Below are 19,362 nucleotides of genomic sequence, written 5' to 3'. Positions count from 1 at the left end.
CTCGCGTGCTCCTTAGATGATTTCAAGGTCGGCGCGCAATGCACCGGCTGCTTTCATGGCCTGCAGGATCGACATCAGATCCGCGGGCGTCGCGCCGAGCGCGTTGAGCGCCTTCACTACTTCGGCGAGGTTCGCACCGGCGTTCACGAGTTTCAGCGAGCCGTTGTCCTGCTTCATCTGGATCTGCGACTGCTGCGCGACCACCGTGCGGCCGTTCGAGAACGCGCCCGGCTGGCTCACCACCGGCTGCGTATTGATCACGACCGACAGATTGCCGTGCGCGACCGCGCAGTTCTGCAGCGTGACCATCTGGTTCATTACGATCGAGCCGGTGCGGGCGTTCAGGATGACCTTCGCGGCGGCCTGCCCTGGCCGCACTTCGAGGTTCTGCAATTGCGCCATGAACGAGACCTGCTGCTGCGGATCGGCCGGCGCGCGCAGCTGGATAGTGCGGCCGTCGAGCGCGGTCGCGGTGCCACTGCCGAACGCGTTGTCGATCGCCGCGACGACGCGCTGCGTGGTGTCGTAGTCCATGTCGTTCAGGTCGAGCTGCATGGTGCCCGCCTGCGACACCGCCGTCGGCACCGAGCGCTCGACGATCGCGCCGCTGGTGATGCGTCCCGCGGCGAGCTGGTTGACCTGCACCCTGCTGCCGTTCGCGCTCGCGCCCGCGCCGCCCACGGCGACGTTGCCCTGGCCGAGCGCATACACCTGGCCGTCGGCGCCCTTCAGCGGCGTGAGCAGCAGCGTGCCGCCGCGCAGGCTCTTCGCATTGCCGAGCGACGACACCGTGATGTCGATCGCTTCGCCCGGCCGCGCGAACGGCGGCAGCACCGCGGTCACCATCACCGCGGCGACGTTCTTCAGCTGGATGTTCGACAGCGACGACTGCGAGTTGCTGGAGCCCGCCGCCTGGTTGTTGATCGAGATGCCGAGGTTCGCGAGCATGTTCGCGAGCGTCTGCGTCGTGAACGGTGTCTGCGTGGTCTGGTCGCCGGTGCCGTCGAGGCCGACCACGAGGCCGTAGCCGATCAGCGGGTTGTCGCGCACGCCCTGGATCTGCACGAGGTCCTTCAGGCGCTCCGCGTGCGCTGGCGTCGCGGCCGGCAGCGCCGCGCAGGCGAGCGCGACGAACATCAGTGCGCGGCCCGCGCGCGACAGCGTGTTGAAGACGGTACCCATGATCACCACGGCGACACGTTGAGGAAGAACCGCTGCAGCCAGCCCATGGTCTCCGCTTCGTCTATGTAGCCCTTCGCGGAGTATTCGATTTTCGCGTCGGCGACCTGGGTCGAGTACACGGCATTCAGGCTCGAAATCGTGTTGGGATTGACGACGCCCGAGAAGCGCACGAACTCGTTACCCTGATTGATCAGCATCTGCTTCTCACCGCTCACGATCAGGTTGCCGTTCGCCTGCACGCCGGTCACGGTCACCGTGATCGTGCCGTTGAACGTATTCGACGCGTTCGCCCCGCCGGTGCCGGCAAAGCCGTTGCTGCCGGTCGCGCTGAGGTTGGTCTTGGCGAACAGTCCGCCGAGGAAGCCCGCGGTCGGCACGTTGAGGTTCGTGTTGCCGTTGCGGTTCGCATTCGCGCCCGACGACTTCGTCGCGTTGATGTTCTCGGCGATCACGATCGTGATGATGTCGCCCACGTTGCGCGGCCGCTGATCTTCGAACAGCGGACGGCCCGCGTAGCCCGGGTTGTAGATCGAGCCCGGCGCCTGCGCCTGCGGCGGCACCGGCGGCAGCGCGCTCATCGGCTGTTGCGTGATCGGTTGCTTCGGCACGAGTGCGCAGCCGCCGAGCGCGGCGAGCAGCGTGAGCTGCACGAGCGCCTCGGCCGTGCGCGAATGAACCGGAGTGCGAGTGGAGTGCGACATCATCGTTTACCGCCTTAAATTTCCAGTCCTCAAACCTGCATCTGGCTCAAGGTCTGCAGCATCTGGTCGGAGGTCGTCACGGCCTTGCTGTTGATTTCGTACGCGCGCTGCGTCTGGATCATGTTCACCAGCTCCTGTACGACGTTCACGTTCGACGCTTCCACGTAACCCTGGTTGAGCGTGCCCGCGGCGTTCAGGCCCGGTTGCGACACGTTCGGCGCACCAGACGACGCGGTCTCCGCGAACAGATTCTCGCCCTTCGAGTCGAGGCCGGCCGGGTTGATGAAGGTCGCGAGCTGCATCGTGCCGAGCTGCTGCGTATTGCTCGAGCCGGCCACGGTGATCGACACCGCGCCGTCGCTGCCGATCGTCAGCGAGGTCGCATTGGTCGGGATCGTGATCGCCGGAATCACCTGATAGCCGCTCGACGTGACGAGCTGACCCTGCGCGTTGGTCTGGAACGAGCCGTCGCGCGTGTAGGCCGTCGTGCCGTCGGGCATCTGCACCTGGAAGAAGCCCGCGCCATTGATTGCGACGTCCTTCGAGTTGCCGGTCTGCTGCAGGTTGCCCTGCGTGTACAGACGCTCGGTCGCGACCTGTTGCACGCCGGTGCCGAGCTGGATGCCGGACGGCAGTTCGGTTTGCTGCGTCGAGTTCGCGCCCGGCTGGCGGATGGTCTGGTACAGCAGATCCTCGAACACCGCGCGCGAGCCCTTGAAGCCGTTGGTGCTGACGTTCGCGAGGTTGTTCGAGATCACGTCCATCTGCGCCTGTTGCGCATTCATGCCGGTGGCGGCGATATACAGTGAGCGGTTCACTTATGGTTCTCCAATGTCGGGCGGGGTTGGCGCTTTAGCGCTTGCTCCGGCCCCATGCAAAGCTGTCTCGGAGCGCGCCTCGTAGGGCGCCCCGCGCGGCAATCCGTTAGCTGAAGCTGAGCAGCTGGTTGGCGGACTGATCGTTCTTGTCGGCGTTTTCCAGCAACTGCGTCTGCATCTGGAACTGGCGCGCGTTGGTGATCATCGAGACCATCGCGCTGACCGGATTCACATTGCTGCCTTCGAGCGACGCCGGCGCGACCGTCACGGTCGGATCGGCGTCGGCGGGGTTGCCGTCGGCGGTGCGAAACAGACCGTCATCGCCACGCGTGAGCGACTGCGGATCGGGATTGACGAGCTTCAGCTGATCGACGGTGACCACAGCGGTGGGCGGATCGCCCGGCGTCAATGCCGACACCGTGCCGTCCTTGCCGATCGTGATCTGTGCGCCCGGCGGCACCGATACCGGCCCGCCGTTGCCGAGCACGACCTGATTGGTCGCGTTCACGAGCTGGCCGTTTTCGTCGATGTGCAGATTGCCCGCGCGCGTGTAGGCCTCGTTGCCGTCGGCGGTCTGCACCGACAGCCAGCCCGGCCCCTGAATCGCGACGTCGAGCGGATTGCCCGTCTGCTGGATCGGCCCCGGCGTGTAGTCGGCGCCCGGTGTCGACGACAGCACGAAGGTGCGGGTCGTGTCGTCGTTGATCGTGCTGCCGTCGCCGAACGACATCGGCACGGCGCGGTAGGTTTCGAGCTGCGCGCGAAAGCCCGTGGTCGACGCGTTCGCGAGGTTGTTCGCGACGATCGCCTGCTGTTCGAGCGCCTGGGCGCTGCCCGACATCGCGGTGTAGATCAGCCGATCCATGAAGAGGTCCCGTTCGCTTACAGGTTGATCAGGGTCTGGTCGACGGCCTGCTGGGTCTTGATCGTCTGCGCGTTCGCCTGATAGTTGCGCTGCGCGGTGATCAGGTTGACCAGCTCGCTCGTCAGATCGACGTTCGAGTTCTCGACCGCACCGCCTTGCAGCACGCCGTGATTGGTCGAGCCCGGCGTCGAGATCTGCGCGACGCCCGAGGCAGCCGTCTGGCCGTACTCGTTGTTGCCGAGATCGACGAGGCCGTTCTGGTTCGAGAAGTTCGCGAGCACGATCTGGCCGAGCGCCGCGGTTTCGCCGTTCGAGTAGTTGCCGGTCAGCGTGCCGTCGGAGCCGACCGTGAAGCTCGTCAGCGTGCCCGCCGCATAGCCGTCGGTCGACAGGCTGTTGACGCCGTCCTTGCCGCCGTACTGCGTGGTGCCGGCCATGTTCAGCGTGACGTTCTGCGGCGTGCCCGAACCGTCGGTGGTCGGAAGCGACATGGTGAACGCGCCGAGCGTCGCGGTCGCGAGGCCGGTCGTCGCGTCGGTCGTGCTGACCAGCGTGCCCGATGAATTGAAGTTCGCCGTGCCGATCAGGGTCGCGGTGCCGGTCGCCGGGCCCGCGTACACGTTCCACGTGCCCGAGCCCGTCTTTGCGAAGTACATGTTGACCGTCTGCGAGCCGCCGAGCGTGTCGTAGACGGTCGTGCTCGTCGAGTAGTTGTAGGTCGACGAGCTGCTCTGGTTGAAGGTGGTCGGGTTCTGCGTGACCGTGTAGCTGTCGGTGGCCACTGGCGTGCCGCTGAATGTGATGCTCTCGCCGTTGCCGAGCGTGATCGCGGTGCCGGACGTGTAGGTCTGCGACGCCGTGGTCGTGCCGAGCGTGTTGTCCGTGACCGTGTAGGTGGTCGGGCTCGTGAAGTTGATCGTGTAATTGTCGGTGTTGGTGCCCGCTGCCGCGTTGGTGATCGTCGCGCCGGTCGTGCTCAGTGTGCCGGTGTTGCCGGCGCCCGGCGTCGCCGTCGGCGCGCCGAGCATGATGTTGTCCTGCGCGTTCAGGTTCAGGCCCGCGGTGATCGAGGTGGTCGCCTGCGGCGCGATGTTCGCGGTCGGCACCGTCAGCGGCACGGTCTGCGCGGTGTTGATGATGCCCGAGCCATTGGCCGCGTAGCCCATCAGATCGAGGCCCTGCGCGTTCGTGATGAAGCCGTTCTTGTCGAGCTGAAACACGCCGTTGCGCGAATAGGTCAGCGTGCCGTTGTTCGACATCTGGAAGAAGCCGTTGCCGTTGATCGCGACGTTCAGTGCCTGGTTCGTCGTCGTGAGCGTGCCTTGCGAGAATTGCTGCTGCACTTCAGACAGTTGCGTACCGATACCGATCTGCTGGCTCGTCGCGGTCGCGACCGAATTGGCGTACATGTCGGCGAATTCCGCGGTGCCGCTCTTGAAGCCGACGGTGTTGGCGTTGGCGATGTTGTTGCCGATCACGTCGAGATCGCTCGACGACGCCGACAGACCGCTCAAACCTGTTTGGTAACTCATGACGTACTCCGTATCTGTAAAGTCGTAACTGAATGGATCCGGACTACAGGATCGCCGCGACGCCGGTCAGGTCGACCGTCGAGCCGTTCGACAGCACGAGGCCCGGCGTGCCGCTGCTCTGCTGGACGACGCTTTCCACCGTCGCGCCGGTGAGCGTGGTAGCCGTCGCCTGCTGGCCGTTGATCGTGCCTGTCGCGGTGATCGTGTAGGTGCCGTCGGGGAGCGTGTTGCCCGCCGAATCGGTCGGCGTCCAGCCAACCGGAATCGTGCCGGCCGACTGCTTGCCGAGATCGAGCGTGTTGACGATCGTGCCGGCCGAGTTCTTCACGACGATCTGCAGGTCGCTGACGGAGTTCGCGAGCGTGACGCCGAACTCGTTCGTCTTGCCGCTCGCCACGGTGATCGAGTTGCCCGGTGCCAGCACGGTCGAACCGATCAGCAGCGCGGCCTGCGACTGCTGGCCCGCCGACAGCTGCGTCGACAGCGAGGTGAGCGACGTATTGAGCTGGCTGATGCCCTGCACCGTGCTGATCTGGGCGAGCTGCGAGGTCATCTGCGAGCTGTCCATCGGATTGGTCGGGTCCTGGTTCTTCATTTGCGCGACGAGCAGCTCCAGAAAGGTGTTCTGCAGGTCCGCCGCCGAAGTGCCCGACGAACTGCTCGACGTGCTGCTCGTCGAGCTGGTCGCGCTCGAGCTGCTGCTCGTGCCGTTCATCGTGTCCAGCAGCGTCTGCGAAACGGTCGTGCCGCTGCCGCCGATCGTGGTGTTGGTGGTCAAGGCTCTCTCCTCAGGTTCCGATCGTGAGCGTTTTCAGCATCAGGGTTTTGGCGGTGTTCAGCGTTTCGACGTTGGCCTGGTACGAGCGCGAGGCCGAGATCATGTTGACCATCTCCTGCACCGGGTCGACGTTGGGCAGCGTCACGTAGCCGTTCGCGTCGGCGGCCGGATTGCCGGGCTCGTACGCGGTCTTCATCGGCGACGGATCGTCGACCACTCCGGTCACCTGCACGCCGCCGACCTGCTGGCCGGAGCGTGTGCGCGCGCCGCCGAGCGGGCTCACCGCGAACACGACCTGCTTGGCCTTGTACGGCTGACCGTCGGGGCCCGTCGTGCTGTCCGCGTTGGCGAGGTTCGACGCCGTCACGTTGAGCCGCTCCGACTGCGCCGACATCGCGGAGCCCGCGACACCAAAAATATTCATCAGGGATGGCATGTTTCCTGACCTCTCCTGCCGGTTCGCACCGGCTTTACGTTAAGTCCCGTAGCGTTTCTGTTCGTGCGTGCATGCTGCCTGTATTCAGCTGCTGTGCGCTCTGCTTGCGTGCCGTACGGCGGGCCGGGCTTACGACGAGCCCGACGTGATCGCCGACAGCATCGTCTTGATCTGGTTCGACACGACCGTCATACCCGACTCGAAGTGCACCGTGTTGTCGGCGAACTGCACGCGCTCGGTGTCGACGTCGACCGTGTTGCCATCGAGCGCCGGCTGCACCGGGATCCGGTATTGCAGGTTGCCGTAATCGTCGGGGCTACCGCCCGTCGCCGTCAGTGTGGCCTTGCCGCTCATGTGGCCGGCCTCGGTCGTGTTCATCGACATGCCGCTCGTCACGCCCGCGGGTTGCGTCATCGCGAGCGTCGAGCTGTTCGATGCGCCTTGGCCCGCGGTGCTGCCGCCCGTCTTCTTCAGCGCGCCGGCCAGCGACGACGCGAAGTCGATATCGCGCGCCTTGTAGCCGGGCGTGTCGGCGTTCGCGATATTCGACGACAGCAGTTCCTGCCGGTATGCGCGCACATCCATCGCCTGCCGGCCGAATGCGAATTCGGCATCGAGCTTGTCCAGCATCGGAATCTCCCGAGAACGTTTCCAAGGCCGTCCCGTGTGCGCATCGTGAGAGACACGCGGCGGGTGCGAAGGCCTTTTTGCATGTGATGCATCTTATGGGCCGCGCGCAAGCGGCAATCGGACGAATAACCGGGAAAGGGGGCTTCTATTCAACGTTTGCGCGAAAGGGGGGCTCACTAGAATGCAAGGCGTACCGATGCATTCGATGGAGACCCGCGATGGACCAGCCCACCAACACCTTGCCGCAGCCGGCGAGCGGCACGACGATGCGCCGCGTGGGAGGTGGCCGGGTCGATGAACGTGTCGATGGTTCGGCGGGCGCGCTCGCCCAGCCGGTGCCGCGCTCTTTCTCGCCTTGCCTTGCGCATTGCCTGACGCGGGTGGCCGTCAACGTCGCGGTATGGGTTGCGGGCGGCATCGTGTTGCTGCCGGCTACGACCCAGGCGCAGGATGCGGGCGGCCCGATCGTGATTGCCGGGCCCGCCGAGAAAAATCCCGCCGCGCTGAACGATCTCGCGCAACGGATTCAGACGCCGGCGCAGCGCAGCGCGTCGGCGGCGTCGCTCGCTGCGGCGACCGCACAGTCGCTCGGCCGCGCGAGCGGCTCGCGCGACACCGATACGTTCGGGCGCGCCGCGAGCGCAAGCGGCGCGATCGTCATTCCGGGCGCGGGCGAGCCCGCAGCCGCCGCGCCGGCAATCATCCGCACCAACTTCAAACCGGACGCCAACGGCGTCGTGACGATTCCGCCGGCGGCCAGCACTGGGGCGTCGGGCGTCGCGCGCGTCAATGTCCAAGCGGGCCCTGCCGCCAGCGTCGCGAATCAGCGCGTGGTCGCGGCCAGTGCGCCGCAAGGCGACGGTTTCGACAGTCTCGCCGCGCGCGGCGAGCCACCCGTGTTCGGCGCGAATGGCAAGCCGATCGCGGCCGCTGCGGCGCAGGCGGCGCATCCCGGCATCGCGAGAGCGCCCGCGGCGTCGCCTGGCTCGCGCCAACCGGCGGCCGTCATTGCACAGAGAACGCCGCAGACCGCTACCGCCGCGGCGGCTGCGCAAGCCGCGCCGCTGCCGGGCCAGCAGGACCCGGAAGCGATTCACGCGAGCGCGCTCGCGTTCCTGCAACAGCAGGCCGTCGGCCTGCCCGGCAAAGCCGACATCACTGTCGCGCCCGCGTTTCCGCGCGGCCTCGCCGCGTGCACGTCGCTCGAACCGTTCATGCCGACCGGCGCGCGCCTGTGGGGCCGGCTGACGGTCGGCGTGCGCTGCGCGGGCGAGCGACCGTGGACCATCTATCTGCAGGCGCGCATCTCGCTGCATGCGACCTACTACCTCGCCGCCCGCGCGATGGCGCCGGGCGAAGTGCTCACGGCCGCCGACCTCGTCGCGCGCGAAGGCGACCTGACCGGCCTGCCGCAGGCGATCGTCACCGACCCGTCGCAGGCGGTCGGCTCGGTCTCGCTCGCGCGGATCGCGGGCGGCATGCCGCTGCGCCGCGACATGCTGAAGAGCGCGTCGGCGGTGGTGTTCGGCCAGACCGTGCGGGTCATCGCGGCCGGCGACGGTTTCTCGATCTCGTCCGAGGGCAGCGCGATGAACAACGCGTCGCCGGGCCAGCAGGTGCGCGTGAAGACCGCCAACGGCCAGATCATCTCCGGCATCGTCAAGGACGGCGGCACGGTGGAGATCCAGATGTGAGCGGGCTGGCGGCAACGAGCACCGTCGAAACGGTCGGCCCCCCGGTGGCCAGGCCAGACGGACGGAGATTGAAAGGGGTAGATGGCCACCTGGCGGCGAGCCGGGTGTCGAGCGATTGCGCTAAAGTTTTGATCAGCGGTTGCCGTTATCAGGATCAAATCGTTAGGGAAGCCAATCGTGAAAGTCGATCCCACCACCTCTTCAAATCTGCCGTCGTTGAAAGACGCTTTGTCCCGTTCGCAGCAGGGCGACGAAGCCACGCCGGCAGCCAGCACCACGCAGGGCGCGACGAGCACGGCCGCGCCGGCCGCGAGCAGCGCGTCGGGCGACACGAGCGTGAGCCTGTCGGGTCTGTCGCAGCATTTGCGCAGCCTCGCGGCCTCCGGCTCGGCCGACATCGACACGGCGCACGTCGAGTCGATCAAACAGGCGATCAAGGACGGCACACTGCAGATCGACTCCGGCAAGATCGCCGACGGCGTGCTGCAGACGGCGCGCGACCTGTTGCAGAACAAAACCTCGTCGACCGGCAACTGATCGGCATTTCGCCGTGCGGTGATCTGCCGGGCGGCGTCCGACCAACCCGGTTCGCGCGCTGTTCGCGAGCCAGTCTGCGTAGCGAGTTGTTGATATGAAAGACGCCCTCGTTGCTACCCTGATCGAAGAATATTCGACCGTCGAGGCATTCGCCTCCATCCTCACTCTCGAAACCAAAGCGCTGACGGCGGTCTCGCCGCTGGAGCAGTTGCCCGCGATCGTGGAGAAGAAAACCGAGCTGATCGGCGTGCTCGCGAGGCTCGAAGCCGCGCGCGACTCGCATCTGGCCGAACTAGGCTTTCCGACCGGCTGGTCCGGCATGGAGCTCGCGGCCAGCACCGACGCGCGCGTCGCGACGCAATGGAAGCTGCTGCAGAAAGCCGCGGATCGCGCGCGGCGCGTCAATACCAACAACGGCGAGCTGATCCGCGTGCGGATGGACTACAACGAGCGCGCGCTAAAGGCGCTGCAAGTCAACGTGCCGCGCAAGACGAATCTGTACGGACCGGATGGACGAGTTCCGGCTTATTCGGGACTTTGATCGGCCCGCCTGCCCGACCTGCAATCGCAGCAATATACGAAATGAATGAAAAAGCCCGTCGATGACGGGCTTTTTCGTTTTCCGCCGCCGCTTTTCCACCCACTTCCTTGTCCGTTCCGCGCTGCGTTAGCCGTTCGGCTAGCTGGCGCTAGTCCATCTCGTCACGTTGAAATGGTGACTTCGTTCGAGCTTTCGCCAACGCCGCGGCTTCGACGTGGCCGCAATCCGGCGGGCGGAATCTTGTTTGCTCGTGAGTTTGTGTAGGCGTGTGTATAATGGAGGGTATGATGTATGAACAGTGCCGAGGTCGTCAAATTGATTCAAGCGAACGGCTGGCAGCTCGTTCGCATAGCGGGCAGTCACCATCATTTCAGGCACCCGGGAAAACGGGGGCTCGTGACCGTCCCGCATCCGAAAAAAGATTTGCCGGCCGGCACGCTGAACAGCATTCTGAAACAGGCGGGACTCAAATGAAGCATCTGATCTTTCCGATCGCCATCGAACCCGGAGACAGCACGCACGCGTTCGGCGTCGTGGTGCCCGATATTCCAGGTTGCTACTCCGCGGGCGACACACTCGAACAAGCGTATGTGAACGCGAAAGAGGCAATCGAATCGCATCTCGAAACCTTGCTCGACGAAGGGCTCCCGTTGCCCGAGCCTCTCACGCTGGGCGAGCATCGGCGCGATCCCGAGTTCGCGGGGTTCACATGGGGTTTCGTGACGACGCGCAATATTCCGGCGTTGAAGAAGGCGGTTCGCATCAACATCTCGCTGCCCGAAGTGCTGGTGCAGGAGATCGACGCGTATGCGCAGGCGCGCGGTATGTCGCGCTCGGCGTTTCTCGCGCTCGCCGCCGAGCATGAGATGGCGAACGCCTGAGCAACGGTAGGCGGCACAGGCGCGCATCGGCATCGGCGCACCGCCGCATTTGAAAGCAGCGCTTGAAAGACGGCGTGCTGCGCCGCGGTGGCGTCAGTTCGTTTCGGCGTTCGCCCAGGCCATTTCGCGCAGTCGGGTGCGCAGGCGTGCCACGGCCTGGCTGTGCAACTGGCACACGCGCGATTCGCTGACTTCCATCACCGCGCCGATCTCGCGCAGATTCATGCCGCGCTCGTAGTACAGCGACATCAGCAGCTTCTCGCGCTCCGGCAAGCGGTCGATCGCTTCGATGAGCGCCGAGCGCAGGCTGTCGTCGAGCAGCGCCGAGAGCGGGTCGGAATGATCGACGCAGTAGCGGTCCAGAAAAGGTTCGTCGTCGGCTGAGCGGTCGAAGTCTTCGTAATAGATCAGCTGGCTGCCATGCAGGTCCTGCAGCATCGACTGATATTCCTCGAGCGGCATTTGCAGGTGCTCGGCGACCTCCGCCTCGCTCGCCGAGCGGCCGAGGTTCTGCTCCACCTTGTGCACCGCTGATTCCACTTCGCGCGACGTGCGGCGCAGGCTGCGCGGCAGCCAGTCGTTGCTGCGCAGCTCGTCGAGCATCGCGCCGCGAATCCGCTGGCTGGCATAGGTCTCGAACTGCGCGCCCTGGTCTTCCTTGTAGCGGCCGGCGGCATCCAGCAAACCGATCATGCCGGCCTGGATCAGGTCGTCGAGATCGACGCTCGCCGGCATTTTCGCGACAAGCTGCAAGCCGAGTCGACGCACGAGCGGTGCGTACTTCGTCAAAACTTCGGCCTGAGAAATCTTTCCCTGAGCGTTGTACATCGTGCTCCCCTTGTCCTTCGTGCACGCGTTTTAAGCGTGATGCGCGGACGGTTGGTCGGCGTGGTGCGCCGCTGTAACTGTCGCAGGCGCCCGCCAGGGCGTTTGCGACGACATCGCTGGCCGCATCGGCCAGTACTGCAATTCGGCGGCGAGATGGCGGAAGTCGCGCGCGGCCGGTGTCGACGGAAACGCGTCGACCACGCAGCGCGACAGCTCGAGTGCCCGTGCGATGCGCACGTCGGCCGCAATGCAGCCGGCGTTTTCCAACGCGACGGTCAGGTAACGGCCGGCCACGCCGGCGAGATTCGCGAACGCGGCTTGCGCGTCGTTGGCGCTTTGCACGTGATTCGCGAGCACGCGCAACTGCGCGATCGCGTGCGCGTAATGCAAACGCTTGATGCACGCATAGGCCTCGGTGATCGCTTCGCCCGACATGCGCGCGACGATCATCACGTCATGCGCCTGCTTCGCGAGCGGCGACAGATGCCCTTCGTCGTCGAGCTGCGCGTCGATCAGCACGATATCGGCCGAACCGCCGAGCAGCGCACTGAGTTCGGCCTCCGTATGCCCCTCGCGGTTGTTGCGCGAGGCGGACAGCACCGAAAAGCCGAGCGCGTGACGCGCGGCGGCGAAATCGACCGGGCTCTCGCCGCGCATCACCGCCGCGAAGTTGCCCGCGCCGCGCAAGCCGCCAAGCATCGCGCTCACCGATTTCTCACCGACGCATTCGTCGATCACCAGCACGTCCTTGCCCTGCTGTGCGAGCGCGGCGGCGAGGTTGACCGCCACGGTCGTATTGCCGACGCCCGACGACGCAGCCGCCAACGCGATCACGCGCGCGCCGCCGCGCGCGAGGAGCCGCCGCAACCCTTCGGCTTGATCTGAAATGAACTTATCCAAAGCGAACCTCGTGCAGCTCGGCCGTCGAACGTGCGGACAGCGAGGACAGCAAAGCGGGGATGTCGTCGTCGTGCGGCACGAACGGCGAGTTGTCGCGCGGAATGCAGAAGGTGCTCTTGATCAGGAATTTTTTCGTCGCGACGTAAAGGTTCTCCGGCACCTTCTGTCCGGTCGATACGTAATGCACCGGCAGCTTGTAGCGGATCACCGTATCGAGCACGCCGCCGAGGTTGGTCGCTTCGTCGAGCTTGGTCAGAATGCAGCCGGCGAGCGGCTGCTGGTCCGGCGCGCGCTGATACGCCTGCACGACTTCGTTCAGCGTGTCGCCGTGGCTCGTCGCGTTGAGCAGCAACAGACGCTGCACCGGCTGGCCGGCGCGGCTTAGCATCGCGATCTGGTCGGACACGAGCCGGTCGCGCTGGCTCATACCGATCGTGTCGATCAGCACGATGTGCTTGTTGCGCAATTCCGAGAGCGCGAGCTGCAGATCGGCGCTGTCCTTCACCGCATGCACCGAAACGCCGAGAATCTTGCCGAAGATGCGCAGTTGTTCATGACCGCCGATGCGGTAGCTGTCGGTCGTCAGCAGCGCCACCTTGCTCGCGCCGAAGCGCATCACGCAGCGCGCTGCGAGCTTCGCGGTGGTCGTCGTCTTGCCGACGCCGGTCGGCCCCATCAGCGCGAATACGCCGCCGCGCTCCATCAGCGCGTCTTCGTCCTCCATCACCGGCAGGTTCGACTCGAGCACCGAGCGCACCCAGTCCATGCCGCCGTCCATCGTGTCGACATCTTCGGGCATGTTGTCGACCAGCATCTGCACGAGCTGCGCGGAAAAGCCGGCGGCGAACAGATGCTTGGTGAGCGCGGCGCGTGCGGGAGTGCGGCGCTGTCGATCGCCCCACAGCAGACCCGCGAAGTGCTCTTCCATCATGTCGCGCATCGACGACAGCTCGTTCATCACGGTGTCCTTGACGACCTGCTCCATGCGCCCCTTGATCGCTTCGGCGACGGCGGACGGCGTGCGGCTTTCGTCAGTAGCGGACGGCACGGGTGCGATCTTCTGAGCGGCGCGGCGCGCAGCGACTTCGGCGGCTTCGCGCGCCCAGTCGGGCGTGTCGATCAGCGGCGGCACGGCGGCCGGCCGCGCGTCGACCGCGCTGCCGAGGCCTTTGGCCGTCGCGACGGCGGGCGTCATCGCGGCGGGACGCGCGCTGTATTGGCCGCTTTGTTGCTGCTGCTCGGCCGCGATGCGGCGCGCGTGATCGATGAGCCACGGATTCGACTCGGCCATCGTGCGCGGCGCGGCGGCTTCGCTCGATGCGATAGCCGGCGGTACCGGCCCGCCGGCAGTTTTCAGCAAATCCGCGCGGATGTCTTTCGACAGGCGCGCGGCCGCGGCGCGGGCGCTCGCACCGGAAGGCGTGGCGGCAGCGGCGCCGGTGGCCGGTGCGTTGAACGATGTGGCCGCGCTGGAGGCCGACTGGCTCACGGCGGGCGCGGCGCCTGCCGCGATGGCCGCGGACGCGCCGGTCGTGCCCAGCATCGCCGGGGCGATTGGCGGATTGCCGGGCAACGCGGCGGCCATGAAATCCGCAGCCGCATTCGCCGGCTCGATCGCCGGCGTCGCTTCACCACCCGCTTCCGGGCTCGCGCCGAACACCGACGAAAACACGTCCGGCATTGCGCTCGCGTACGGATTCGTCGGCGCCGCGAACAAGCCGCGCGGCGCTAGCGTCGATGCCGCACCTGAGCCCGTGCCGAGCGCCGCGGCCTGCGCGCCTTCGTGCGCTTTCGGCGTGATCGCGGCGAGATCGCTATCGGCGAGCGCGACGATTTCGACGCTGCCGTCGTCCATCGTGCGATTCGACAGCACGACCGCATCGGAGCCAAGTGCTTCGCGAACGAGACGCAGCGCGTCGCGACTGGTAGCACCGACAAATTTACGAATGTTCAAGCTGGACCCCCGATGAGGTATACGGACTGACGGACCGGCAATACACCGCTTCCCATTGCGATCAATTATTGCGAAAGGCGTCGGGCGACGATCGATGGATAAAGACCGTTAAAGGTGGGTAATTCGCGCGATGGACACACCGCAGACGCATCGTTCGACGAGCCTGGGAGAGCCGTGCAAACGCAAACCCGGCGCCCCATTGGAGCGCCGGTTTGCGTTGTATCGACAGCCGCGAGCGAGCGACCTTCGTCAGCCGTGCGCGCCGATCAGATTGACCACCTTGACGTTGCGCGTATCGGGCACTTCCGCATACGAGAGCACCTTCAGCTGCGGCAGGCTGCGGCGCAGGAAGCGCGCGAGCATCGGCCGCAGTGCGTGCTGCACCAGCAGCACCGGAGCGAGGCCCAGGTTCTGCTGACGCGTCATCGCTTTCTGCGTTTCGGTGAGCAGCGTGTTCGCGAGACCCGGTTCGAGGCCCGGGTTCGGTCCGGTCGATAGCGCCTGCGACAGCACCCGTTCGAGGTTCGCGTCGAGGCCCATCACCTGCATGTCGGCGGTGCCGGGGAACCACTGCTGCGTGATCGCGCGGCCCAGCGCGAGCCGCACCGCGGCGGTGAGGTCGTGCGGGTCGGTGAGCTTGGTCGCGTGTTCGGCGAGCGCTTCGAGGATCGTGCGCATGTCGCGAATCGGCACGCCTTCTTCGAGCAGGTTCTGCAGCACCTTTTGCAGCGTGGTGAGCGGCAGCATCTTCGGCACCAGATCGTCGACGAGCGACGCCGTGTCCTTCTGCATCCGCTCGACCAGCGACTGCACTTCGCGGCGGCCGAGCAGCTCCGACGCGTGCGTGACGACGAGGTGATTCAGGTGCGTCGCGACCACCGTGCTCGAATCGACGACCGTGTAGCCGTATACCTGCGCCTGTTCGCGCAGATTCGTGTCGATCCAGATGGCGGGCAGGCCGAACGCCGGGTCATGGGTCGGCGTGCCCGGCAGCGCGGCCGATACCTGGCCCGGGTTGATCGCGAGCCACTGGCCCGGATACGCCTCGCCCGAGCCGACCTCGACGCCCTTCAACGCGATCCGATAGCCGTTCGGCCGCAATTCGAGGTTGTCGCGGATATGAATGACCGGCGGCAAGAAGCCGATTTCCTGCGCGAACTTCTTGCGGATGCTCTTGATCCGCTTGAGCAGCTCGCCGTCCGAGTTCTTGTCGACGAGCGGAATCAGCCGGTAGCCGACTTCGAGGCCGAGCGTGTCGATCATCGTCACGTCGTCCCAGCTCGCCTCGGCGTTTTCGACCGGCGCCAGCGCGGCCGGCGCGACGTCGACGAGCGCCGGTGCGTTCTTGCGCTCCTCGGTGCGCTTCTTTATCGTGCGGCCGAGCTGGATCAGGCCGCCGCCGAGAATCAGGAACGCGAAGTGCGGCATGCCCGGGATCAGGCCCATCAGCACGAGAATGCAGCCGGTGATCATCAGCACGCGCGGGTTCGCGAACAGCTGGCCGGTCAGCTGCGTGCCGATGTCCTCGTTGGTCGCGACGCGCGAGACGATCACGCCGGCCGCCGTCGAAATCACCAGCGACGGAATCTGCGCGACGAGGCCGTCGCCGATCGTCAGCAGCGTGTAGTTCTTGCCCGCCGCGGCAAAACTCATGTCGTGCTGGACCATCCCGACGATCAGCCCGCCGATGATGTTGATCACCATGATCAGGAGGCCGGCGACCGCATCGCCTCGCACGAACTTGCTCGCACCGTCCATCGAGCCGTAGAACTCGGCTTCCTGCGAGATCTCCTTGCGCCGCGTGCGAGCCTGCTCTTCGTTGATGAGGCCGGCGTTCAGATCGGCGTCGATCGCCATCTGCTTGCCGGGCATCGCGTCGAGCGTGAAGCGCGCGGACACTTCGGCGATCCGCCCGGCGCCCTTGGTGATCACCATGAAGTTGATCACCATCAGGATCACGAATACGACGATACCAACCGCGAAGTTGCCGCCCACGAGGAAGTGGCCGAACGATTCGATCACCTGACCGGCCGCATCGGGACCGGTATGGCCTTCGAGCAGCACGACCCGCGTCGAGGCGACGTTCAGCGACAGCCGCAGCAGCGTCGAGAACAGCAGCACGCTCGGGAACGCGGCGAAGTCGAGCGGCTTCATCGTGTACATGCTGACGAGCAGCACCATCACCGACAGCGCGATGTTGAACGTGAACAGCAGATCCAGCAGGAACGGCGGCAACGGCAGAATCATCATGCCGAGGATCATGCAGATCAGCACCGGCCCGGCGAGGGCGCGCAGGTTGGTGCTGCTCAGCGCATCCGGCCGTCGGGCGAGGAAACCGGCGCGAGCGTTCATGCGGAGGCTCCGTTGTTGTCGCCGCTAGTGGCGTCGTTGGGGCTGTCGTCGGTCGGGTTCAGCGTGTTGGCGGCTTCCTCGGCGGCGTCCTCGTCCGATACGCCGCCCTTGTCGAGTTCGGGCGGCACGTCGAGTTCGGTCGGCGCGACCGGCACGTCGCCGCCTTCGGCCTTGAAGCGGCGCAGCTGATAGACCCACGCGAGCACTTCCGCGACCGCGCCATAGAGCGGCCCCGGAATCTCGCGATTCAGATCGACGTTGTGATAGAGCGCACGCGCGAGCGGCGGCGCTTCGAGCAGCGGCACGTTGTTTTCGGTGGCGATCTCGCGAATCCGCGCGGCCACGAGGTTCACGCCCTTCGCGACCACCTTCGGCGCGCGCATCTCGCCATCCGTGTATTGCAGCGCGACCGCGAAGTGCGTCGGGTTCGTCACGACCACGTCGGCCTTCGGCACTTGGGCCATCATGCGGCGCCGCGCGATCGCGCGCTGCTGCTGGCGAATCTTGCCCTTGATGTGCGGATCGCCTTCGCTCTCGCGATGCTCACGCTTCACTTCTTCCTTCGTCATGCGCAACTTCTTGTGGAACGACCACAGCTGGTACGGCACGTCGAGCGCGGCCACCGCGAACATGCCGGCCACCGTCATGCCGCAGCAGACCGCGATCAGATGCACGGAGTTGGCGAGCGCGAGATTGAGCGGCTGCGTCGCGAGCGCGAGGAATTGCTCGTGGCGATTCCAGATCGCCGTGCCGCCGATCAACCCCACCACCAGCGTCTTCGCGAGCGACATGCCGAGCTGGATCGGTCCGTTGATCGAAAACATGCGGCCGAGGCCCTCGATCGGGTTCAGCCGGTTGAACTTAGGCTCGAGCGCTTTCCCCGACAGCTGCCAGCCGCCCAGCGCCATCGGTGCGAGCAGCGCGGCAAGTCCGGTGACGCCGAGTATCGGCACGAGCGCGTAGAGTCCTTCGCGACCCGCTGTGCCCGCGCCGATCAGCATGCGGCTGGTGTCGAACGCGCTCGCGTGGTTGAAGGTGAGCGACGCACGCAGCATGTTCTGCAAATGCTCGCCGATGCTACCCGACATGCCCCATACGCCGTAGAACCCGGCCGCGAGTAGCGCGAAGGTCGACAGTTCCCGCGAACGCACGATCTGCCCCTCCTCGCGCGCCTTCTGCAGGCGCCGAGGGGTGGCGGATTCGGTTTTTTCGAGGTCGCTGTCCTCTGCCACAAAGCTCTCCAGTCGGCCGAGGCACGGCGCCTCTTTCCAGTGAGAGCGATTATTCCTGCTCGACGCAAGCGCCGATCGGCGGATAAGGGCGGAGAAACCGGGGTATTTCGACGGATGAGCGGACGGCCCGCGCGTTTGTCACGCGCGCCGTCCGGCATTGGATCGACGTGCGGCTTCAGTAGCCGACGAAGGGGGCGGGGCCGCCGCTCGCGGTCTGATCGAGTTGGTAGTACACGTGGCGGCCGTAGAAGAACGGCAGACCGAGGTCGAAGCTGGCGTTGCCGCCAATCTGGCCGGCGAGAGTATTGAACGCGTAGTTGCTGCCGTTGGCGAACAGCGTCTGCGCGTTCACGATGCCGATGCTCGCGACCGCCGACACGTTGTTCAACCCGACCAGCGTGATCGTGCGGGTCTGCGCCGACGACGGACAATAGAAGCCCGCGAATTGGCTGGCGCACAGCGTGAGCGTGCTATCGCTGAAGAAGTACGCGTTCGAGCCGGAATCGAGGAACGCCTGGACGGTCTTGCCGTTGAAGGTGCTGTTGTTGAGGTCGCCGAATGCGTCGGTCGTGAAGACCTGCGCAGCGCCAAGCGGGTTGTTCCCCTGCGTGCCGATGCCGAACACCAGCGTGCCGGTCGCCGACGCCTGGCCGGTGTTCGAGACCGGTGCCATCTGCACGATCACGCCGTTGTTGTCGAGCGGGAATTTCGCGACAGGGTTGGCGACCTGTTGCGTCAGCGGCACCGCGGTGCGCGTGCACGACGTGCCGTTCGGACAGGCGAAATAGTTGCTGTAGATCGCCGCCTTGGTCGGGTCCGCGCACGTCGCGCCGCAATCGTTCAGCGCGGTGCCGATGCCGAGAATGCCATTCGCGCCGAGATCGCTCACCGTGTTCTGCGCCGAGCCATTCCCGCAGCCGGGCGTGGGCACCGTACTCGCCGCCTTGTCACCGATGATCTGCAGCGGGATGCTGCTGGTCGTCGTTTCACCGCCGATCGTCACGATCGCGGTGCGCACCGAGCCCCACGTGTAACCGTCCGCGAACGTCGCGCACTCGGCGAGCTGCGCGCCGTTGCTGCCAATCGTGCTGACCGGCAGTGCGCCGAGCACCGTCGAATTGAGCGTGGAGCTGACCACGCGCAAGCCGAACGAGCCGGTGTCGACCTGGATATTGTCGATCGTCTGGCAGTTGCTGGTCGAGCCCGGCGCGCAGATCGTCACGCTGACGGTCGGGATGTTGATGACACCGGCCGCGCCCCGGCCGACCGTGATCGGCACGGTGTTCGACGCGTTCGCGGAGATCGGCTGCTGGGTCGGGCTGGCCGGCAGCGAACCGCCGTTCAGTCCGTTCGAGGTGTTGTTGCCATTGTTGGAACTCGAGTTGTTGTCGCTACCGCCGCCGCCTCCGCCGCAGGCGACGAGCGTCGCCGTGAGCAGCACGGCAAGCGCGGCCTGCATCCAGCTTTTGATATTCGCGGTCGTGAGCATGGTTCGCATCGT

At 65.9% G+C, this 19,362-nt stretch carries 19 protein-coding genes; 5 read left to right on the top strand and 14 right to left on the bottom strand.

The window, feature by feature from the left end:
• Window positions 1–12 precede the first annotated feature (12 nt).
• The 8 genes from OKW44_RS30390 to flgB all read right to left on the bottom strand — a co-directional run bounded on the left by OKW44_RS30390 (window position 13) and on the right by flgB (window position 6,942).
• The gene (locus OKW44_RS30390) at window positions 13–1,182 is read right to left on the bottom strand and encodes a flagellar basal body P-ring protein FlgI (RefSeq protein ID WP_026225507.1); all 1,170 of its coding nucleotides are present in this window, start codon (window positions 1,180–1,182) and stop codon (window positions 13–15) included.
• Window positions 1,183–1,184: 2 nt separating this feature from the next.
• The gene (flgH, locus tag OKW44_RS30385; RefSeq protein ID WP_026225508.1) at window positions 1,185–1,883 is read right to left on the bottom strand and encodes a flagellar basal body L-ring protein FlgH; all 699 of its coding nucleotides are present in this window, start codon (window positions 1,881–1,883) and stop codon (window positions 1,185–1,187) included.
• 29 nt (window positions 1,884–1,912) lie between these two features.
• On the bottom strand, window positions 1,913–2,701 hold the full coding sequence (gene flgG / locus OKW44_RS30380) for a flagellar basal-body rod protein FlgG (RefSeq protein ID WP_018418763.1): 789 nt from the start codon (window positions 2,699–2,701) through the stop codon (window positions 1,913–1,915).
• 106 nt (window positions 2,702–2,807) lie between these two features.
• The gene (flgF, locus tag OKW44_RS30375) at window positions 2,808–3,566 is read right to left on the bottom strand and encodes a flagellar basal-body rod protein FlgF (RefSeq protein ID WP_018418764.1); all 759 of its coding nucleotides are present in this window, start codon (window positions 3,564–3,566) and stop codon (window positions 2,808–2,810) included.
• Between the two features lie 17 nt (window positions 3,567–3,583).
• Window positions 3,584–5,098, bottom strand: a complete 1,515-nt coding sequence (locus OKW44_RS30370; RefSeq protein WP_018418765.1) for a flagellar hook protein FlgE — start codon at window positions 5,096–5,098, stop codon at window positions 3,584–3,586.
• Between the two features lie 43 nt (window positions 5,099–5,141).
• The gene (locus OKW44_RS30365) at window positions 5,142–5,876 is read right to left on the bottom strand and encodes a flagellar hook assembly protein FlgD (RefSeq protein WP_018418766.1); all 735 of its coding nucleotides are present in this window, start codon (window positions 5,874–5,876) and stop codon (window positions 5,142–5,144) included.
• A gap of 10 nt (window positions 5,877–5,886) precedes the next feature.
• Window positions 5,887–6,312: a flagellar basal body rod protein FlgC gene (gene flgC / locus OKW44_RS30360; RefSeq protein ID WP_026225509.1), complete on the bottom strand. Its 426-nt coding sequence runs from the start codon at window positions 6,310–6,312 to the stop codon at window positions 5,887–5,889.
• A gap of 129 nt (window positions 6,313–6,441) precedes the next feature.
• Window positions 6,442–6,942: a flagellar basal body rod protein FlgB gene (gene flgB / locus OKW44_RS30355; RefSeq protein WP_018418768.1), complete on the bottom strand. Its 501-nt coding sequence runs from the start codon at window positions 6,940–6,942 to the stop codon at window positions 6,442–6,444.
• Between the two features lie 218 nt (window positions 6,943–7,160).
• Between flgB and flgA the strand changes: the two genes are divergently transcribed.
• The 5 genes from flgA to OKW44_RS30330 all read left to right on the top strand — a co-directional run bounded on the left by flgA (window position 7,161) and on the right by OKW44_RS30330 (window position 10,595).
• Window positions 7,161–8,636 carry a flagellar basal body P-ring formation chaperone FlgA gene (gene flgA, locus OKW44_RS30350; RefSeq protein WP_018418769.1) on the top strand — a complete coding sequence of 492 codons (1,476 nt, stop codon included), beginning with the start codon at window positions 7,161–7,163 and terminating at the stop codon, window positions 8,634–8,636.
• 177 nt (window positions 8,637–8,813) lie between these two features.
• Complete coding sequence (gene flgM / locus OKW44_RS30345; protein WP_018418770.1) at window positions 8,814–9,173, top strand: flagellar biosynthesis anti-sigma factor FlgM; 360 nt, start codon at window positions 8,814–8,816, stop codon at window positions 9,171–9,173.
• Between the two features lie 94 nt (window positions 9,174–9,267).
• Window positions 9,268–9,714 carry a flagella synthesis protein FlgN gene (locus OKW44_RS30340; RefSeq protein WP_018418771.1) on the top strand — a complete coding sequence of 149 codons (447 nt, stop codon included), beginning with the start codon at window positions 9,268–9,270 and terminating at the stop codon, window positions 9,712–9,714.
• Between the two features lie 291 nt (window positions 9,715–10,005).
• The gene (locus OKW44_RS30335) at window positions 10,006–10,188 is read left to right on the top strand and encodes a type II toxin-antitoxin system HicA family toxin (RefSeq protein WP_018418772.1); all 183 of its coding nucleotides are present in this window, start codon (window positions 10,006–10,008) and stop codon (window positions 10,186–10,188) included.
• Window positions 10,185–10,595: a type II toxin-antitoxin system HicB family antitoxin gene (locus tag OKW44_RS30330; RefSeq protein ID WP_018418773.1), complete on the top strand. Its 411-nt coding sequence runs from the start codon at window positions 10,185–10,187 to the stop codon at window positions 10,593–10,595. The genes OKW44_RS30335 and OKW44_RS30330 overlap by 4 nt, the downstream gene beginning before the upstream one ends.
• Window positions 10,596–10,688: 93 nt before the next feature.
• Here the strand turns inward: OKW44_RS30330 and OKW44_RS30325 are convergent, their stop codons facing one another.
• The 6 genes from OKW44_RS30325 to OKW44_RS30300 form a co-directional block, all read right to left on the bottom strand.
• Window positions 10,689–11,423, bottom strand: a complete 735-nt coding sequence (locus OKW44_RS30325) for an RNA polymerase sigma factor FliA (RefSeq protein WP_018418774.1) — start codon at window positions 11,421–11,423, stop codon at window positions 10,689–10,691.
• Window positions 11,424–11,453: 30 nt separating this feature from the next.
• Window positions 11,454–12,323, bottom strand: coding sequence for a MinD/ParA family ATP-binding protein (locus OKW44_RS30320; RefSeq protein ID WP_018418775.1), 870 nt, complete (start codon window positions 12,321–12,323; stop codon window positions 11,454–11,456).
• Window positions 12,316–14,277 (bottom strand): flagellar biosynthesis GTPase FlhF, encoded by a 1,962-nt coding sequence (flhF, locus tag OKW44_RS30315; RefSeq protein ID WP_018418776.1) that lies wholly within the window; start codon window positions 14,275–14,277, stop codon window positions 12,316–12,318. The genes OKW44_RS30320 and flhF overlap by 8 nt, the downstream gene beginning before the upstream one ends.
• Before the next feature lie 249 nt (window positions 14,278–14,526).
• Complete coding sequence (gene flhA, locus OKW44_RS30310) at window positions 14,527–16,629, bottom strand: flagellar biosynthesis protein FlhA (protein ID WP_018418777.1); 2,103 nt, start codon at window positions 16,627–16,629, stop codon at window positions 14,527–14,529.
• Complete coding sequence (flhB, locus tag OKW44_RS30305; protein WP_018418778.1) at window positions 16,626–17,861, bottom strand: flagellar biosynthesis protein FlhB; 1,236 nt, start codon at window positions 17,859–17,861, stop codon at window positions 16,626–16,628. Before flhB ends, flhA begins: the two co-directional genes overlap by 4 nt.
• A 175-nt stretch (window positions 17,862–18,036) precedes the next feature.
• Window positions 18,037–19,359: a DUF3443 domain-containing protein gene (locus OKW44_RS30300; protein WP_026225510.1), complete on the bottom strand. Its 1,323-nt coding sequence runs from the start codon at window positions 19,357–19,359 to the stop codon at window positions 18,037–18,039.
• Window positions 19,360–19,362 lie beyond the last annotated feature (3 nt).

Source organism: Paraburkholderia lebeckiae (assembly GCF_050436325.1).
In the GTDB taxonomy this organism is placed as follows: domain Bacteria; phylum Pseudomonadota; class Gammaproteobacteria; order Burkholderiales; family Burkholderiaceae; genus Paraburkholderia; species Paraburkholderia tuberum.
The sequence above is the reverse complement of the archived record's forward strand: the minus strand, read 5'-3'. Positions and strand labels throughout refer to the sequence as shown.